The following is a 16,293-nucleotide window of genomic DNA, read 5'->3' as shown; positions in this document are numbered from 1 at the left end:
CTGCCAGATCGTTGAACGATCTGGCAATCGACCCCTAGACGATGTTGTGCTCCGCCGGTGCGGTATCGGCGTTCCCGAACCGCCGCACGTCCAGCTCTGCGATGTCCACCGCGGTCGGTCGCCCCAGGTAGAGGTCCCGGATCAGCTCGCCGGCCGCCGGGCCCATCTGGAAGCCGTGCCCGGAGAAACCGGTCGCGTAGAGGAACCGCGAAAGCAGGACGCTTTCCCCCACGATCTGGTTGCGATCGGGCGTCACTTCGTACAACCCGGCCCACGCCGTGCGGATGTCCGCGTCGAGCACGGCCGGGATCCGCCGCCCCGCGACCTCGGCCAGCCGCGGCAGCCACTCGCCTGCCTCGTAGTGCGTGTCGAACCCGGGGACGCCGTCGTCCTCGCAAACGGACATCGCCAGACCTGCACCTTCGCGGTGGAAGTAGAACGCCGACGGAAGTTCGATGGTCAGCGGAAGCGATTCCGGTAGTCCGCGCACCGGTCCGGTGAACACGACCTGCCGCCGGAACGGCCGCACCGGCAGGTCCAGACCGGCGAGTTCGCCGACCCGCCCCGACCACGCGCCCGCCGCGCAGACCACCGCTCCGGTCCGCACGAACCCCGCGCTCGTGCGGACGCCGGTCAGGACGGTACCGTCCCGTTCGATCCCGATCACCTCGACGCCGGTCCGCAGCTCCGCACCGCACGCCCGCGCGGCCCTCGCGTAGCCCTGGACAACGGCGTCCGGCGTGGCTTTCGCGTCGTCGGGAGACCAGAGCGCGGCGAGGATCCCGTCCGTCTCGAGCAGTGGGAGCACGCGCTTCGCTTCCGCGGGGTCCAGCAGGTGGCTGCGGACGCCGTACTCCCGTTGCAGCTCCGCGCAATGTCCGATTGCGGTGACGTCCGCGGGGTCGGTGAGCAGGTACAGGTAGCCGTCGCGGCGGAAGTCGATCTCGACGCCGAAGTCGCGCGAGAAAGCGCTGTACGCGGCGAGCCCGCGCAGCCCGAGCTCGACGTTCACGCGGCTGGTGAACGACGACCGGATGCCGCCCGCGGCCTTCGCCGTAGAACCCTCGCCGAGCCCGTCGCGCTCCAGCAACAGGACGTCGACGCCGGCTTCCGCCAAGCGGAACGCGCAGCTCACACCGATCACACCGCCGCCGATCACGACGCACTCGGCCATCGGTGGCAGGGACGTTTCCCCCGAGCCGCGGACGGTCATACTCGCCAATGTAGAACGTGATCCACCCACGGCGGCCGAGCGCGTACAGTCGGCGTGCCGAGTGCGGAAGGTGATGTCCCATGGCGATGATGCCCGTGACCGACTCGATGTTCCTCCTCGTCGAAACGCGCGAGCATCCGATGCACGTGGGCGGTCTGCAGCTGTTCAAGAAACCGGACGGCGCCGGCCCGGACTACCTCCGCGACGTCCGCCGCACCCTGCTCGAGTCCGACAACATGCGCTCGGTGTTCCGGCGCCGCCCGGCCCGTCCGGTCAACACGATGGGCCACGTGGCCTGGTCGACCGACGCCGAGCTCGAACTCGACTACCACTTCCGGCACTCCGCGCTGCCGCAACCGGGCCGCGTCCGCGAACTGCTGGAACTCACCAGCCGCTGGCACAGCACCCTGCTCGACCGGCACCGGCCGCTCTGGGAGACCCACCTCATCGAGGGTCTCGCCGACGGCCGGTTCGCCGTCTACACCAAGGTCCACCACGCCCTGATGGACGGCGTCTCCGCGTTGCGCCAGCTGCAGAGCACGCTCTCGGACGACCCGGCGGACCTGGATTGCCCGCCGTGGTGGGGCAGCCGGCGCAAGCCCGGCGAAGGCCGCGTCAAGCGCCCGCGATCGTTCCTCCAGACCGCGGGCAAGACCGCCAACCAGCTCGCGAGCCTGGCGCCGGCCGCGATGAAGGTCGCACGCGAAGCGTTCGGTGAACACACGTTAACGCTGCCCGGACAAGCGCCGCGGACGATGCTCAACGTGCCGATCGGCGGCGCGCGCCGGTTCGCGGCGCAGTCGTGGTCGCTCGAGCGCGTCCGGAAGGTCGCCACCGCGGGCGGCGTCTCGCGCAACGACGTCGTGCTCGCGATGTGCTCGGGCGCGCTGCGGGACTACCTCATCGAGCAGCGCGCGCTGCCGGACGCGCCGCTCGTCGCGATGGTGCCGGTGTCGCTGCGCCGCCAGAACGACCCCGGCGAGGCGGCGGGCAACAACATCGGCGCGCTGCTCTGCAACCTCGCCACCGACCTGCCGGACGCGGGCAAGCGGCTCGTCACCATCCACCAGTCGATGCGCAACGGCAAGCGGCTGTTCTCGGAGCTGACGCCGTTGCAGACACTGCTGTTGTCCGCGGTCAACGTCGCGCAGCTCGGCGTCTCGCCGATCCCGGGCATCGTGAACAACACGCGGCCGCCGTTCAACCTGGTGATCTCGAACGTGCCCGGCCCGCGCAAGCAGATGTACTGGAACGGCGCCCAGCTCGACGGCATCTACCCGGCGTCGGTGCTGCTCGACGGCCAGGCCGTGAACATCACGCTGACCAGCAACGGCGACAACCTCGACTTCGGCGTCACGGGCTGCCGCCGCAGCGTCCCGCACCTGCAGCGGATCCTGACGCACCTCGACACCGCGCTGGTCGAACTGGAAGCGGCGGTCCGGTAGCCCGCTGATCGGCACCGCACTGCGCCATCGGAAGGAAACATTCCCAGCCTCCCGGCCAAACCCTGGCCAGCCGGCTCGCCGCGCTCTTACCGTGACGGCGATCAGTTCCCGGGAGAGGAGCAGGAAAATGACCGAGGTGTGGACGACTCCCGACTTCGTCGAATACGAAACCCCCATGGAGGTCACCGCCTACGCGGCCCGCATGGCGGACTGACGTGCTCGTCGAGCCGCTCGCGGAAAGCGCATTCATCGAGGCCCTGCGCGGTCTTTCGCACCGGTACTGGGGCACGCACCCGTTCCACCACCGGCTGCACGCGGGCGAGCTCGACGCGCACGAACTGCGGCTCTGGGCCGCGAACCGGTGGTACTACCAGCAGGTGCTGCCGCAGAAGGACGCGGCGATCATCAGCAACTGCCCGCTGCCGGAGATCCGGCGCCAGTGGCTCGACCGGATCGTCTACCACGACGGGACGAGCGCCGGCACCAGCGGCACCGAACGCTGGCTGCGGCTCTGCGAAGCGGTCGGTCTCGACCGCGAAGAGGTGCTCGACGAGCGGCACGTCGCCCCCGGCGTCCGGTTCGCCGTCGACGCGTACGTGACTTTCGCGCGCACGAAACCGTGGTGGGAAGCGGTCGCTTCGGGACTGACCGAGATGTTCGCCGGCCACCTGATGCGGCAGCGCGTCGCGGACATGCTCGCGCACTACTCCTGGATCGCGCCGGCGGACCTCGCGTACTTCACCCACCGCGTCGACAAGGTCGCCGGCGAAGGCAAGGACACGCTCGACATCGTCGTCCGCCACTGCGTGACGCGTGAACAGCAGGACCGCGCGATCGCCGCGCTGTCCTTCAAGTGCGACGTCCTGTGGTCCGTGCTGGACGCCGTCGAACGGGCGGCGCGGTGATCACCGCGGGTTCGGTGCCGCAGCTCCGGCGAGGTGTCCGATTGTCGTTCGACCACGTCCGGGAGACACACGTGCTGCTGTTCCCGGAGGGCGTCCTCGTCCCGAACGCGACCGCGGCCGCGGTGCTCGGGCTCTGCGACGGCGCGCGCAGTGTCACCGACATCACCGCGGTGCTGGAGACGCGCTACTCCGGCGTCCGCGAGCAGGACGTCCTCGACGTGCTGGCGCGGCTGGGCGAACGGCGGGTGGTCGCGTGGACGTGAACCCGCCGCTGGGCCTGCTGGCCGAGCTGACCCACCGCTGCCCGCTGCACTGTCCTTATTGCTCCAACCCGCTGGAGCTGACCAAACGGGACGCCGAGCTGTCCACCGCGGACTGGCTGTCGGTGCTGTCCCAGGCCCGCGAGCTGGGCGTGCTGCAGGTGCACATGTCCGGCGGCGAGCCGCTGCTCCGGCCGGACCTGCCCGAGCTGGTGGCGCACGCGAGTTCGCTCGGCTGCTACGTCAACCTGGTCACCTCCGGGCTCGGGCTGACGTCCGCGCGGCTGTCCGATCTCGTCGAGCGCGGGCTGGCGCACGTCCAGCTGTCGGCGCAAGGGTCGATACGGGACCGTTCCGACGAACTTGCGGGCGCGCGGGCGTTCGACCACAAGCTCGCCGCGGCCGCCGCGGTCAAGGCCGCCGGGCTGCCGCTGTCGCTCAACGTCGTCCTGCACCGGCGCAACCACGACCAGGTCGCCGGCATCGTCGAACTGGCCGAGCGGATGGGCGCGGACCGGCTGGAGCTGGCGAACACGCAGTACTACGGCTGGGCGCTGCGCAACCGCGACGCGCTGATGCCGACACCTTCGCAACTGGCGGCCGCGGAGCCGATCGTGCGCGCGGCCGTCGCGCGGTTGCGGGACACGATGGAGATCGTCTACGTCGTCGCGGACTACCACGAGCCGTACCCGAAACCGTGCATGTACGGCTGGGGTGCGCAGCAGCTGACCGTCGCGCCGGACGGCACCGTGCTGCCCTGCCCGGCCGCGTCGGCGATCACGACCCTGCGGCTGTCGTCCGTGCGGGACACGCCGCTCGCCGACATCTGGTACCGCTCGGAGTCGTTCAACGCCTACCGCGGCGAGGACTGGATGGCCGACCCGTGCCGCACGTGCGACCGCCGCGGGCTCGACTTCGGCGGCTGCCGCTGCCAGGCGTTCCTGCTCACCGGCGACGCGGCGGCGACCGACCCGGTGTGCTCGCGCTCGCCGCACCGCGGCGTCGTCGACCTGGTGCTGACCCGGCCACCCACCTCCGACCTGGTCATGCGCCGGTGAAGGTCATCCTGCTCGGCACCGCGGCGGGCGGCGGCTGTCCACAGTGGAACTGCGCGTGCCGGCTGTGCACGTCCGGACTCCCGCCGCGCACGCAGGACTGCGTCGCGGTGAGTGCGGACGGCGAAGGCTGGTTCCTGCTCAACTGCTCCCCCGACATCCGCGCGCAGATCCTCGCGACGGCCGCGCTGCGCGCCGGACCGGGACCGCGAGACATCCCGCTGCGCGGAGTGCTGCTCACCGACGCCGAACTCGACCACTCCCTCGGCCTGCTGATGCTGCGCGAAGCGGGCGGGCTCCCGGTGTGGGCGCCGGACACGGTGCTGCGCGCGCTGACCCCGTTCCGCGAGATCGTCGACGGCTACGGGCACTGGACCTGGTCGCCGCCGGCGGACCTGCCCGGGCTGCGCGTCCGGGTGCTGCCGGTGAGCGACAAGAAACCGAAGTACGTGCCCGCCACGCAGGCCGGGCCGTGGGTGGTCGCCTACCGGATCGAAGACCTCACGACCGGCGGCGTGCTGGTGTACGCGCCTTGCCTGAAGAGCTGGCCCGCCGGGTTCGACGCGTTCGTGGCGGACGCGGACCTCGTGCTGCTGGACGGGACGTTCTACGCGCCGGACGAGATGGCCGGCGTCGGCGGACCGGACCAGCTCGCGATGGGGCACCTCCCGATCACCGCGAGCCTGGCCCGCATCGCCGGACGGCCGTGGGCGTTCACCCACCTCAACAACACGAACCCGGTGCTCGACCCCGCGTCCGCCGAACACGCCGCCGTGCTCGCGGCGGGCGCTCTGCTACCTCCGGACGGCACGGAGTTTTCGCTCTGAGCACGCTTCGTCGAGGCAACCCCCAAATAACTCTTTGACAGTCGTGGCAGACTGGCTCCATGCCCCACGACCACCTCCGGGTGCTGGCCCACCCGCTGCGCATGCGCATCCTGTCGCTGCTGACGGGCACCGCGATGAGCGCGGCCGAAGCCGCGCGCGAACTCGGTGAGACGCAGGCGAACACCAGCTACCACTTCCGCCGCCTCCACGACGCGGGCCTGCTGGAGGTCGCCGAGGAGATCCAGATCCGCGGCGGCCGCGCGAAGCGCTACCGGCACAACCCGGAGTCGGGCAAGCGCCTCACGAGCCGAGACCCGGGCGAGGAGCGGCTGCTGGCGAAGGCGATCGCGGCGGAACTGCTGCGCCGCGCGGACTCGCGCGTGGGGAATCGCCCGGCTTCCCTCACCGACGCCGAGCTGTGGGTGCCCCCGGAGGTGTGGACGCGGTTGCTGAAGCAGGCGTCAGAGCTGAGCCAGGAACTGCACGGCGCGGCCCAGCCACCCCGCACCCCGGGGACGGTCCGGGTCAGCGCCAGCATCGCCCTGTTCGAGCTGGCGACGAATCCGGCGGAACCGCAGTGAGCGCGTCGGTCGCACCGGCTGAGTCCGGAGCCGCGTCGTCCGTGCCGCACCATCCGCGCCCGGCAGCCGTTCCGGTGGCACCCCGATGACGGCGCTGTTCCCCACCACCCCTCCCTTCTCCCCGGAGCCACTCCCGTGATCCCACTGCTCGCCCCGCTGCAGGAAGTCCGCTTCCGCGCCCTCGTCACCGGCCGGACGTTCGCCGACTTCGCCAATGCCGTCGCGCCCTTCGCGCTCGCCTTCGCCGTCGTCGATCTGACCGGCTCGGCCGTGGACCTCGGGATCGTCGTCGGGGCGCGGTCGCTCGCCAACGTGCTGCTCGTGCTGTTCGGCGGCATGCTGGCCGACCGGTTGCCGCGGTCGGTGATCCTGCAGGGCACCGAAACCGCCGCCGCCCTCACGCAGGCCGCGATCGCCGCGAGCGTCCTCTGCGGCTTCGCTTCCATTCCGCTGCTGGTCGGGCTCAGCCTGGTCAACGGCGCCGTCTCGGCGATCTCCCTGCCCGCGGCCGCGTCCCTGACGCCGTTGACCGTGCCCGCGTCGCAGCTCGCGCAGGCGAACGCGCTGGTCCGGCTGCTCTCGAACGTCGGCCGTATCGCCGGAGCCGGGCTCGCCGGGATCTTCGTCGCCTTCGCCGGGTCCGGCTGGGCGCTCGGCGGCAACGCCCTGCTGTTCCTCGCCGCCGCGGTGGCGTACCGCCGGATCCGGCTGCCGCGCGGCGAACGCGTTCCCGGAAGCCGTCCCCTCGCCGAGCTCGCCGAAGGGTGGCGGGAGTTCCGCGCGCGGTCCTGGGTGTGGCTGGTGGTGCTGCAGTTCATGATCGTCAACGCGGTGAACGCGGGCGCGCTGCTGGTGATCGGCCCGCTGGTCGCCGACGACACCTTCGGCCGCACCGGCTGGGGGCTCGCGCTGGCCGTCCAGACGGCCGGGTCGCTGCTCGGCGGCGTCATCGCCGCGCACTGGCAGCCGCGGCGGATGCTCCTGATCGGCGTGGCGCTCGTGGTGGTCGACGCCCTGCCGATACTCGCGCTCGGCGAGACGCCGTACCTGCTGCCGCTGCTGCTCGCGATGTTCCTCGCGGGCGTCGCGATCGAGCAGTTCGCCGTCGCGTGGGACGTGTCGCTGCAGGAGAACATCCCGCCCGAGAAGCTCGCCCGGGTGTACTCCTACGACATGCTCGGCTCGTTCGTCGCGATGCCGCTCGGCCAGATCGCCGCCGGCCCGCTCGCCGAGCACGCCGGCCGCGAAGCGACGCTCCTCGGCGGCGCGACGCTCGTCGTCGTGGCGACCGCGCTGGTGGCCGTCAACCCCCAGGTGCGCGGGTTGGTCCGCCGGCGCCGGACTTCGGCGGACTCGCACCGCGGGTCCTAACGGCTCGCGCGGGGCTCCGGGGTCAGGTCGCGGTGGCCGTCGAGACGCCACCAGCTCTCCAGCGTCTCGCGAAGCGCTTTCAGCAGCTCGCCACCCGTTTCCAGGGGGACCAGGGCGGCCTTGCCGTCGTCCACGCGCAGGGCCGCCGACAAGCGGTCGCCCTGCTTGACCAGGCCGACCACCACCCGGGTCGGCCGTCCGGTCGCGTCGGTGGTCGGGATGGCTCGTTCGTAGCGCCAGCCTTCAGCGTTCACCCGGCCGACAGTGGCACAGCTTCCCCGGCTCCGGCCGCCGGTTCACCCTAAGGGGGTCACCAGGGCCGCACTTCCTCCAGCAGCTTCGCCACGGCGAGCACGAGGTCGTCCGAGTGGCGCGGCCCGACGATCTGCAGGCCCACCGGCAGCCCCTCGGACGTTCGCCCCGCCGGGACGCTGATCGCGGGCTGCTGCGTAATGTTGAACGGGTACGTGAACGGCGTCCACTCCGGCCACTCGCTCAGCCCGCTGCCCGGCGGCACGTTGTGGCCGGCCTCGAACGCCGCGATCGGGAGGGTCGGCGTGATCAGCACGTCGTAGCGCGTGTGGAACTCGCCCATCAGGATGCCCAGCGCCGCCCGCTCGGCCGTCGCGTCGAGGTAGTCGCTCGCGGTCCACGTCTTGCCGAGCTCCCAGACCTTGCGCAGGCCCGGATCGGTCCGCTCCTCCGACCCCGGCGGGAACGTGCCGAGCAGCTTCGCCGCGCCTGAGGACCACAGGATGTCGAACGCCGGTTTCGGGTCCGCGAAGCCGGGATCGGTCTCCTCGACGTGCAGTCCCGCGTCGCCCAGCGCGCGCACCGCCGCGGCGACGATCGCCGCCACCTCCGGGTCGACGTCGACGTAGCCGAGCGTCGGCGAGAACGCCGCGATCAGGCCGCGCACGTCCCGCCGGACCGCCTCGCGGAACGACCCGGCCGGCGGTGCCAGCGCGGCCGGGTCGCGGTGGTCGGGCATCGACAGGACGTCCAGCAGCAGCGCGGTGTCGTCCACCGAACGCGCCATCGGACCGGCGTGCGAGAGCGGCCCGAACGGGCTCGCGGGGTACAGCGGGATGCGGCCGTGGGTCGGCTTGAGGCCGACGATGCCGCAGAACGACGCCGGGATCCGCACCGAGCCGCCGCCGTCGGTGCCGACCGACAGCTCGCCCATGCCGGCCGCGACCGCCGCGGCGCTGCCGCCGCTCGACCCACCCGCCGTCTTGGACGGGTCGGCGGGGTTGCGCGTGATGCCGCAGAGCGGGCTGTCCGTGACGCCCTTCCACGCGATCTCCGGCGTGGTCGTCTTGCCGAGCAGGACCAGGCCCGCTTCACGCATCCGCGCGGCGACCGGGCTGTCGACGTCCCACGGCTGGTCCGGGCTGATGCTCTTCGAACCGCGGACGGTCGGCCAGCCCTGCGTGAGGAACATGTCCTTGATCGACGCGGGCACGCCGTCGAGCCAGCCGATCGGGTTCCCGTCCCGCCAGCGGATCTCGGACGCCTTGGCCTGCTCCAGCGCGCGGTCGGCGTCGACCAGGCAGTAGGCGTTGCACTCGCCGTCGCGGGCTTCGATGGCCTGCAGCGCGTTCTGCGTCGCCTCGATCGGCGAAAGCTCACCGGTCGCGTAGGCGGCGACGAGCTCGCTGGCGGTCAGCATCCTGTCGTTCATCCGGCTCCCTGGTTCCCCGACGGCACGTAGCCGAGCGTCTTGTCGACGACATTGCGCAGCGGCTCCCCAGCCTGCCAGCGGCGGAAGTTCTCGGTGAACACCTCGACGAGCGTGTTCCGCCAGCCGATGAAGTCCCCGGACATGTGCGGCGAGACCAGCACGTCCGGCAGGCTCCACAGCGGGCTGTCGGACGGCAGCGGCTCGGTGTCGAACACGTCGAGCGCGGCGCCGGCGATGGCCTTGCTCCGGAGCGCTTCGACCAGGTCGGACGTCACTACCAGCTCGCCCCGGCCGACGTTGACGAACCGCGCCGACGGCTTCATCGCGGCGAACGCGCGCGCGTCGAACATGCCCTTGGTGTGTTCGGTCAGCGGCGCGACGGCGACGACGTAGTCCGCGTGCGGCAGCACTTCGGTGAGCCTCGCGGACTCGTGAACGACGCCGAAGTCGGGGTCCCCGGTGCGTTCCCGGCGCCCGGCACCGCTCAACCGCATCCCGGCGGCGCGCAGCAGCCGCGCGATGGCCCGGCCGATCGGCCCGGTGCCGACGACCACCACCTCGCGCCCGGCGATCCGCTCGCTTTCGCGGTGCTGCCAGCGCCCCTCGCGCTGCAGGTCGTGCGAGCGCGCGAAGTCCTTCGCGAACGCGAGGACGACGCCCAGCACGTACTCCGCGATGGCGTCGTCGAAGACGCCCCGCGAATTGGTCAGGACCACGTCGCTCTCGACCAGCCCGGGGAACAGCACCGGGTCGACGCCCGCGCTCGCGATGTGCAGCCAGCGCAGGCGATCGGCCGCGTGCCAGGCGCCCGGCACGGCCGTGGAGAGGAAGTCGTAGACGAACAGCGCGTCCGCTCCGGACAGCGCTTCCGGCAGGCCCGCCGCGTCCGTGTAACGCACGACCGCCCCGGATTCGACAGCACGCATGTCCGGTGGGCGGTGCTCGCCACAGAGCACTGCCAGGACCGGAGCTTCCTGGTTTTCCGAGGCGATCACGTTGACACGGTAAAAGCGGCTCGTATGATTGTCAACAATCCGAGGAACGACCCCCGGAGCACCGGACGTGTCATCAAGTGCAGACGTATTCCGGAGGCTGAGCCTTGGATTTCGACTTCCTGGCGTTCGAAGGCCCGCTCGCCCAGCGGGGCATCGGCGTCATCGCCCCGTTCGACCTCGCGCTGGAGCGCGAGCTCTGGCGGTGGGTGCCGATGGAGGTGTCCCTCCACCTCGCCCGCACGCCGTACGAGCCGGTGCCGGTCAGCATGGAGATGGCCCGCCTCGTCAGCGACAGCCACCACCTGGCCAGCGCCACCCGCGACGTCCTGCACGTCGAGCCCGAGGTCGTCGCCTACCTCTGCACTTCGGGCAGCTTCGTCAACGGCGTCGACTACGAGCGCTCGCTGACGAAGGCGATCTGCGACGCCGGCGCGCCGGACGCCGTCACCACCTCGGGCGCGCTGGCCGAGGTGCTGCACCAGCTCGACCTCCACCGCGTCTCGGTGCTGACGCCGTACGACGCCGACCTCACCACCGCCCTGCACGACTTCCTCGGCGAGCTGAACGTCGAGACCGTCGCCAGCGACCACCTCGGGCTCGGCGGCGGAATCTGGAAGGTCAGCTACCGGACCATCGCCGAGCGCATCCTCGCCGCGGACCACGGCGAGGCCGAAGCCATCTTCGTCAGCTGCACCAACCTCCCCACCTACGACCTGATCGAGCCGCTGGAGACCGCGCTCGGCAAGCCGGTGCTCACCGCCAACCAGCTGACGATGTGGGCGTGCCTGCGGCGGATGGGCCTCCCGATCGTCGGACCCGGGAAGTGGCTTCGTGAAGTGTCCTGAGAGAGCGCGCCGGCCCGGCGCCCGGAGCGACCTCGGCGTGGACGAACATGTCGGGGAACGTCCGGCAGGTCGTGAAGGTTTTCCTTGACCACCCCTCTAGCATTGTCGACAATTTGCGTCCCTCCGGAGGTTCCGTGACCACCATCGGTTTCATCTACCCCGACCACGCGGCCGAAGACGACTACCCGCTGGCCGAGCAGCTGCTCGGCGGGATGGCCGCCGACGAGGGCGACATCCGGCTCGCGGTCGAACACATCTACGGCACCGACAAGCACGCGGTGGCCGAACTGCTCGACCTCGGCAGTGAAAGCCGCCTCGCCGATGGCGCCGCTCTGCTCGAGAAGCACGAGCCCGACGCGATCATCTGGGCCTGCACCAGCGGGAGCTTCGTCTACGGCTGGGACGGCGCCCGCGACCAGACCGACCGGCTGTCCGCCGTCGCCGGTGTTCCGGCCTCCAGCACCTCCTTCGCGTTCGTGCACGCCGCGCGCGCCCTGGGCGTCAAGCGGGTCGCCGTGGCCGCCAGCTACCCGGACGACATCGCCCGGCTGTTCGTCGACTTCCTCAAGGCCGGCGGCGTCGAGGTCGTCTCGATGGCCAGTGCGGACATCATCACGGCCGCCGAGGTCGGCGCCATGAGCCCGGACGCCGTCCTCGAACTCGCCGTGCGCCACGACCACCCGGACGCCGACGCCGTCCTCGTGCCGGACACCGCCATGCGGACCCTCGCCGAGATCAACGCCATCGAAGCCGCGCTGAAGAAGCCCGTGCTGACCGCCAACCAGGTCACGGTGTGGGAGGGGCTGCGCCTGACCGGGCAGCACCGCCTCGTCCGCTCGCTCGGCGCGCTCTTCCGGCATCGGCCGGACGGGAGCGCCTGAAATGGCCCTGCCGCCGGGCATGCTGCCCGAGATCGAGCCGGTGAGCCGCGAGTCGACGGCCGCCGTGATCGCGCGTCAGCTGCGTGACGCGATCATGACCGGCGCCCTCCCGCCCGGGACCCAGCTCGGTGAGACCGAGCTGGCCGCACGGTTCCAGGTGTCACGGGGGCCGCTGCGGGAGGCCATGCAGCACCTGGTCTCCGAAGGACTCCTGCGCAGCGAGCGGCACCGCGGGCTGTTCGTGATCGACCTCGAGCCCGGGGACGTCTACGACATCTATGCAGCTCGAACGGCGATCGAACGCGCCGCCATGCTTCGCGCCCTGCGGGGCGGGGACCGGGACCGGATCGCGGACCTGCTCGAACACACCGTCGGCGAGATGGCGACCGCCGCGAGTGAAGACGATCCGAACGCGCTCTCCACCGCGGACCTCAAGTTCCACGAGGCCCTCATCCACGCTTCCGGCAGCAAGCGGCTCGTCCGGATGGCCCGGACGCTCCTCATCGAGACGCGGATGTGCCTCACCGCGCTGCAAAGCACGTACCAGCGGGTCGAAGAACGCGTGGAAGAGCACACGAAGCTCATCCAGGCGCTGCGGGACGGCGACGAGGAGACGGCGCTGGCGCTCCTCGAGGCGCACATGGAGGACGCGGTGCAGCGGCTCGCGCCCGGCACCAGCCTCCGGGACGGGCACGCGCCGCCGGTACCGGGAAACGCGTGACCGGAGGGCCGCCAAGCGCGATCGCAGGGGCGACACGCGGATCGTGACGACCGGCTCGTAATCCTCGGCAGCGGGTTCGTCCGCCCACGCCGCTGCTTCGTCTTCCCACGCCACCGATTCGTCCGCCGGCGCGGCAGGCTTGTCCGGCGAAGCGGACGGCTCCTGCGCCCACGCCGCCGCCGGTGCGGCCGGTTCCGCCCGCGCCGCCGGCTGGTCCGGCGAAGCGGGCGTCTCGTCCACCCAAACGGCCGACCCGGTTCCCCGGAGGGACGGTCCGTCCGCCCAGGCGGCGGGCTTCTCCGCCCACGTCGGCTCGTCGATCCGGACGGTCACCCTCCCCGTCCGGCCGGACGGCACGCGTGCGTGAACCGCCGGTACCGGTACGGGGAAACAGTTCCTGGGCACGCCACACGGGCAGTCAGCCGGCACGGCGCACCCCCAGCACCGGCTGACCGCCCTGGCCGTCGCGGAAGTCGGGTGACCACGGCCAGCGGCCGCGTTCGTCCGCGTGGACCAGTTGCAGTGCACGGATTTCCGGGCCGTACAGGGCGACCGCGAACACCAGGTGCGCGGACGGTTCCGTCAGCGGGACGACCTCGACCAGCGGGCCGTCCCGCAGCGGAATGCGTTCCCCCGGCTCCGGTGGCGACGCGTGCAGTGCGTGCGACGCCAGGTCGTTGAGCAGTTCGGCGGCTTCCTCGAGCGGCAAGCCGGTCGTGACCAGCTCGGGCAAGCCGTACCCGCTGAGCCCGATCGTGTAGGCCCACGGCGGATAAAGCCCGTTGCCCTCCACGCCTTGCACGAGCCAGCCCCGGTCGGCCACCTTCTCCTGGAGCATCGCCACGTAGTCGGACTGTGGCCGATCCGGGTTTTCACATTGCCAGCACATCGGTTTCTCCTCCCCCTCGGTGGGCTTGTGGCCACCGTGCCGGAGGGCACCGACAAAAACTCAGCCCAGTGCTTCGGCCACCGCCGTGCCGAGCCGTTCTGTGGTATCGGTGCCACCGAGGTCGGGGGTGCGCACCCGGCCCTCGTCGAGGACCCGGTCCACGGCGGCGCGGATCGCTTGCGCGGCAACGGTTTCGCCCAGGTGTTCGACCAGCATCGCGGCCGCCAGGATCTGCGCCACGGGGTTCGCTATCCCCTGTCCGGCGATGTCCGGAGCGCTCCCGTGGACCGCCTCGAACATCGACGGGGATTCACCCGATGGGTTGATGTTGCCGGACGGCGCCATGCCGAGTCCGCCGGTGATCGCGGCCGCCAGGTCGCTCAGGATGTCGCCGAAGAGGTTCGACGCCACCACGACGTCGAGCCGGTCCGGCGCCTGGACCATCCGCGCGGCCAGCGCGTCCACGTGCATCTGTTCACTGTGGACGTCCGGGTATTCGGCGGCGACCTCGGCGAAGATCTCGTCCCAGAACGGCATCGAGTGGATCAGGCCGTTGGACTTCGTCGCCGAGCAGACGCGCGAAGACCGCGTACGCGCCAGCTCGAAGGCGTACCGGATGATCCGTTCGACGCCGACGCGCGTGAACACCGACTCCTGCAGCACGAACTCGTCCGGCCGCCCGGCGTTGTGCCGCCCGCCGATCGCGGAATACTCCCCTTCGGAGTTCTCGCGGACGATGACCAGCTCCAGCTCTTCGGCCTTCCGCCCGGCCAGCACGGAAGTCGTGCCCGGCAGCAGCCGCACCGGGCGCAGGTTGACGTACTGCTGGAACGCACGCCGCAGCGGGATCAGCAAGCCCCACAGCGAAACGTGGTCCGGGACGCCGGGGAAGCCGACCGCGCCGAGCAGGATCCCGTCGTACGCCGAGAGCTGCGCGACGCCGTCTTCCGGCATCATTGCGCCGAGTTGCGCGTACCGTTCGCAACTCCAGTCGAATTCCGTCCACTCCAACGAAAAGCCGAAGCGGGCGGACGCCCGTTCGAGGACCTTGCGGGCCTCGACCGTGACGTCCACGCCGATCCCGTCGCCGGGGATGCTCGCCAAGCGGTAGGCCGTCACAGGGCCACCGCGATGTACTTGGTCTCCAGGAACTCCTCGATGCCGACCGTGCCGCCCTCACGGCCGAGGCCGGACGCCTTGATCCCGCCGAACGGCGCCGCCGGGTTCGAAACGATGCCCTGGTTGAGCCCGATCATGCCGGCTTCGAGGGCCTCGGACACGCGCAGCGCGCGCTTGAGGTCGCTGGTGAAGACGTAGGAAACGAGGCCGAATTCGGTGTCGTTCGCCTTCGCCACCGCCTCTTCCTCGGTGTCGAACGGCGTGATCGGCGCGACCGGCCCGAAGATCTCCTCGTGCGTCAGCCGCGCCTCCTGCGGGACGTCGGTGAGCACGGTGGCCTGGTAGAAGTGGCCCGGCCCGTCGACGCCGGAGCCGCCGGTGAGCACCTTCGCACCGCGGTCGGTGGCGTCCTTGACCAGCTCCGTCACCTTGTCGACGGCCTTGTCGTCGATCAGCGGGCCGACCACGACGTCCTTCTCGGTACCGCGGCCCATCGGCAAAGCCTGCATGCGCTCGGTCAGCCGCCGCGAGAACTCCTCGACGACGCCGCGCTGCACGTAGAACCGGTTCGCCGCGGTGCACGCCTCGCCGATGTTGCGCATCTTCGCCTGCATCGCGCCCTCGATCGCCGCGTCCATGTCGGCGTCGTCGAAGACCAGGAACGGCGCGTTGCCGCCCAGCTCCATCGACGTGCGGAGGATCTTGTCGGCGCACTGCTCCAGGAGCTTGCGGCCGACGCCGGTGGAGCCGGTGAAGGAGAGCTTGCGGGCCCGGCCGTCGCGGATCAGCGGCTCCATCACGCCGCCGGAGTCGCTGGTCGTGATGACGTTGAGCACGCCCTCGGGCAGCCCGGCCTCGGCGAGGATGCCGGCCAGCGCGAGCATCGACAGCGGCGTCTGCGCGGCGGGCTTGATCACCGACGTGCAGCCCGCGGCGATCGCCGGCCCGATCTTGCGGGTGCCCATCGCCATCGGGAAGTTCCACGGCGTGATCAGCAGCGTCGGGCCGACCGGCTGCTTCGTGATGAGGAACCGGCCGACGCCGTTCGGGGCGGTCGCGAATCCGCCGCCGATGCGGACGGCCTCCTCGGCGAACCATCGGAAGAACTCGGCGGCGTAGGCGATCTCGCCCTTCGACTCGGCGAGCGGCTTGCCCATCTCCAGCGTCATGAGCAGTGCCAGCTCTTCCTGGCGCTTCATCAGCAGCTCGTACGCCCGGCGCAGGATCTCGCCGCGCTCCCGCGGCGCCATCTTCGCGAAGTCCGATTGCGCGGCGACGGCGGCGTCCAGCGCGGCGAGGCCGTCCGCCGGGGAGGCGTCGGCGACCTGGCACAGCTCCTTGCCGGTGGCCGGGTCGACCACCGGGAACGTCTTCCCGGACCCGGCGGCGACCCACTTGCCGCCGATGAACAGTTCCTTGCCGACCGCGTCGACGACGCCGGACTCGGTGCTCGCGCTCATCCCGACTGCTCCTCACGTGTTGTCCCGAGGGCCATGCTATGG

General features: G+C 71.2%; 18 protein-coding genes. 11 read left to right on the top strand and 7 right to left on the bottom strand.

The window, feature by feature from the left end:
• Positions 1-34: 34 nt before the first annotated feature.
• Positions 35-1,213, bottom strand: coding sequence for an FAD-binding oxidoreductase (locus AB0B33_RS01235; protein ID WP_360765333.1), 1,179 nt, complete (start codon positions 1,211-1,213; stop codon positions 35-37).
• Positions 1,214-1,293: 80 nt separating this feature from the next.
• Between AB0B33_RS01235 and AB0B33_RS01230 the strand changes: the two genes are divergently transcribed.
• The 8 genes from AB0B33_RS01230 to AB0B33_RS01195 all read left to right on the top strand — a co-directional run bounded on the left by AB0B33_RS01230 (position 1,294) and on the right by AB0B33_RS01195 (position 7,657).
• Positions 1,294-2,658 carry a wax ester/triacylglycerol synthase family O-acyltransferase gene (locus AB0B33_RS01230; RefSeq protein WP_360765330.1) on the top strand — a complete coding sequence of 455 codons (1,365 nt, stop codon included), beginning with the start codon at positions 1,294-1,296 and terminating at the stop codon, positions 2,656-2,658.
• Between the two features lie 127 nt (positions 2,659-2,785).
• The gene (pqqA, locus tag AB0B33_RS01225; RefSeq protein WP_086864059.1) at positions 2,786-2,872 is read left to right on the top strand and encodes a pyrroloquinoline quinone precursor peptide PqqA; all 87 of its coding nucleotides are present in this window, start codon (positions 2,786-2,788) and stop codon (positions 2,870-2,872) included.
• Position 2,873: 1 nt separating this feature from the next.
• Positions 2,874-3,563 (top strand): pyrroloquinoline-quinone synthase PqqC, encoded by a 690-nt coding sequence (pqqC, locus tag AB0B33_RS01220; protein WP_247019033.1) that lies wholly within the window; start codon positions 2,874-2,876, stop codon positions 3,561-3,563.
• Positions 3,560-3,826: a pyrroloquinoline quinone biosynthesis peptide chaperone PqqD gene (pqqD, locus tag AB0B33_RS01215; protein WP_247019032.1), complete on the top strand. Its 267-nt coding sequence runs from the start codon at positions 3,560-3,562 to the stop codon at positions 3,824-3,826. Before pqqC ends, pqqD begins: the two co-directional genes overlap by 4 nt.
• Positions 3,817-4,881 carry a pyrroloquinoline quinone biosynthesis protein PqqE gene (pqqE, locus tag AB0B33_RS01210; RefSeq protein WP_360765326.1) on the top strand — a complete coding sequence of 355 codons (1,065 nt, stop codon included), beginning with the start codon at positions 3,817-3,819 and terminating at the stop codon, positions 4,879-4,881. The genes pqqD and pqqE overlap by 10 nt, the downstream gene beginning before the upstream one ends.
• Positions 4,878-5,705, top strand: coding sequence for a pyrroloquinoline quinone biosynthesis protein PqqB (pqqB, locus tag AB0B33_RS01205; RefSeq protein ID WP_360765324.1), 828 nt, complete (start codon positions 4,878-4,880; stop codon positions 5,703-5,705). Before pqqE ends, pqqB begins: the two co-directional genes overlap by 4 nt.
• 59 nt (positions 5,706-5,764) lie before the next feature.
• Positions 5,765-6,286 (top strand): helix-turn-helix domain-containing protein, encoded by a 522-nt coding sequence (locus AB0B33_RS01200; RefSeq protein ID WP_360765321.1) that lies wholly within the window; start codon positions 5,765-5,767, stop codon positions 6,284-6,286.
• 138 nt (positions 6,287-6,424) lie between these two features.
• The gene (locus tag AB0B33_RS01195) at positions 6,425-7,657 is read left to right on the top strand and encodes an MFS transporter (RefSeq protein WP_360766195.1); all 1,233 of its coding nucleotides are present in this window, start codon (positions 6,425-6,427) and stop codon (positions 7,655-7,657) included.
• Here the strand turns inward: AB0B33_RS01195 and AB0B33_RS01190 are convergent.
• The 3 genes from AB0B33_RS01190 to AB0B33_RS01180 are packed head-to-tail and all read right to left on the bottom strand — an operon-like array spanning position 7,654 to position 10,336.
• Positions 7,654-7,911, bottom strand: coding sequence for a hypothetical protein (locus AB0B33_RS01190; protein ID WP_247019026.1), 258 nt, complete (start codon positions 7,909-7,911; stop codon positions 7,654-7,656). The genes AB0B33_RS01195 and AB0B33_RS01190 overlap by 4 nt on opposite strands.
• 56 nt (positions 7,912-7,967) lie before the next feature.
• Positions 7,968-9,341, bottom strand: coding sequence for an amidase (locus tag AB0B33_RS01185; protein ID WP_360765318.1), 1,374 nt, complete (start codon positions 9,339-9,341; stop codon positions 7,968-7,970).
• Complete coding sequence (locus tag AB0B33_RS01180; protein ID WP_360765315.1) at positions 9,338-10,336, bottom strand: D-2-hydroxyacid dehydrogenase; 999 nt, start codon at positions 10,334-10,336, stop codon at positions 9,338-9,340. The genes AB0B33_RS01185 and AB0B33_RS01180 overlap by 4 nt, the downstream gene beginning before the upstream one ends.
• A gap of 104 nt (positions 10,337-10,440) precedes the next feature.
• Between AB0B33_RS01180 and AB0B33_RS01175 the strand changes: the two genes are divergently transcribed.
• The 3 genes from AB0B33_RS01175 (at position 10,441) to AB0B33_RS01165 (ending at position 12,783) form a co-directional block, all read left to right on the top strand.
• The gene (locus AB0B33_RS01175; protein ID WP_360765312.1) at positions 10,441-11,181 is read left to right on the top strand and encodes an Asp/Glu/hydantoin racemase; all 741 of its coding nucleotides are present in this window, start codon (positions 10,441-10,443) and stop codon (positions 11,179-11,181) included.
• 134 nt (positions 11,182-11,315) lie between these two features.
• Complete coding sequence (locus tag AB0B33_RS01170) at positions 11,316-12,062, top strand: maleate cis-trans isomerase (protein WP_247019022.1); 747 nt, start codon at positions 11,316-11,318, stop codon at positions 12,060-12,062.
• Between the two features lies 1 nt (position 12,063).
• On the top strand, positions 12,064-12,783 hold the full coding sequence (locus AB0B33_RS01165; protein ID WP_360765310.1) for a GntR family transcriptional regulator: 720 nt from the start codon (positions 12,064-12,066) through the stop codon (positions 12,781-12,783).
• Positions 12,784-13,201: 418 nt separating this feature from the next.
• Here AB0B33_RS01165 and AB0B33_RS01160 read toward each other — a convergent pair whose 3' ends face one another.
• From AB0B33_RS01160 to AB0B33_RS01150, 3 genes are read right to left on the bottom strand one after another with little or no spacing between them, the layout of a single operon-like run.
• Positions 13,202-13,672, bottom strand: a complete 471-nt coding sequence (locus AB0B33_RS01160; RefSeq protein ID WP_247019019.1) for a DUF4262 domain-containing protein — start codon at positions 13,670-13,672, stop codon at positions 13,202-13,204.
• A 60-nt stretch (positions 13,673-13,732) separates the two neighbouring features.
• Positions 13,733-14,791, bottom strand: coding sequence for a tartrate dehydrogenase (locus AB0B33_RS01155; protein WP_360765307.1), 1,059 nt, complete (start codon positions 14,789-14,791; stop codon positions 13,733-13,735).
• The gene (locus AB0B33_RS01150; RefSeq protein ID WP_360765304.1) at positions 14,788-16,251 is read right to left on the bottom strand and encodes an NAD-dependent succinate-semialdehyde dehydrogenase; all 1,464 of its coding nucleotides are present in this window, start codon (positions 16,249-16,251) and stop codon (positions 14,788-14,790) included. The genes AB0B33_RS01155 and AB0B33_RS01150 overlap by 4 nt, the downstream gene beginning before the upstream one ends.
• Positions 16,252-16,293: the final 42 nt, after the last annotated feature.

The sequence above is a fragment of the Amycolatopsis sp. NPDC049159 genome, assembly GCF_040648295.1.
Classification (GTDB): Bacteria; Actinomycetota; Actinomycetes; order Mycobacteriales; family Pseudonocardiaceae; genus Amycolatopsis; species Amycolatopsis pretoriensis_A.
This window is presented reverse-complemented; position numbering and strand designations above follow the sequence as displayed.

Excerpts from the sequence above, each read along its gene's own strand:
- AB0B33_RS01160 (WP_247019019.1), bottom strand. The coding sequence starts at position 13,672 with ATGTGCTGGCAATGTGAAAACCCGGATCGGCCACAGTCCGACTACGTG.
- pqqA (WP_086864059.1), top strand. The coding sequence starts at position 2,786 with ATGACCGAGGTGTGGACGACTCCCGACTTCGTCGAATACGAAACCCCC.
- AB0B33_RS01150 (WP_360765304.1), bottom strand. The coding sequence starts at position 16,251 with ATGAGCGCGAGCACCGAGTCCGGCGTCGTCGACGCGGTCGGCAAGGAA.
- AB0B33_RS01200 (WP_360765321.1), top strand. The coding sequence starts at position 5,765 with ATGCCCCACGACCACCTCCGGGTGCTGGCCCACCCGCTGCGCATGCGC.
- AB0B33_RS01165 (WP_360765310.1), top strand. The coding sequence starts at position 12,064 with ATGGCCCTGCCGCCGGGCATGCTGCCCGAGATCGAGCCGGTGAGCCGC.
- AB0B33_RS01235 (WP_360765333.1), bottom strand. The coding sequence starts at position 1,213 with ATGACCGTCCGCGGCTCGGGGGAAACGTCCCTGCCACCGATGGCCGAG.
- AB0B33_RS01185 (WP_360765318.1), bottom strand. The coding sequence starts at position 9,341 with ATGAACGACAGGATGCTGACCGCCAGCGAGCTCGTCGCCGCCTACGCG.
- AB0B33_RS01230 (WP_360765330.1), top strand. The coding sequence starts at position 1,294 with ATGGCGATGATGCCCGTGACCGACTCGATGTTCCTCCTCGTCGAAACG.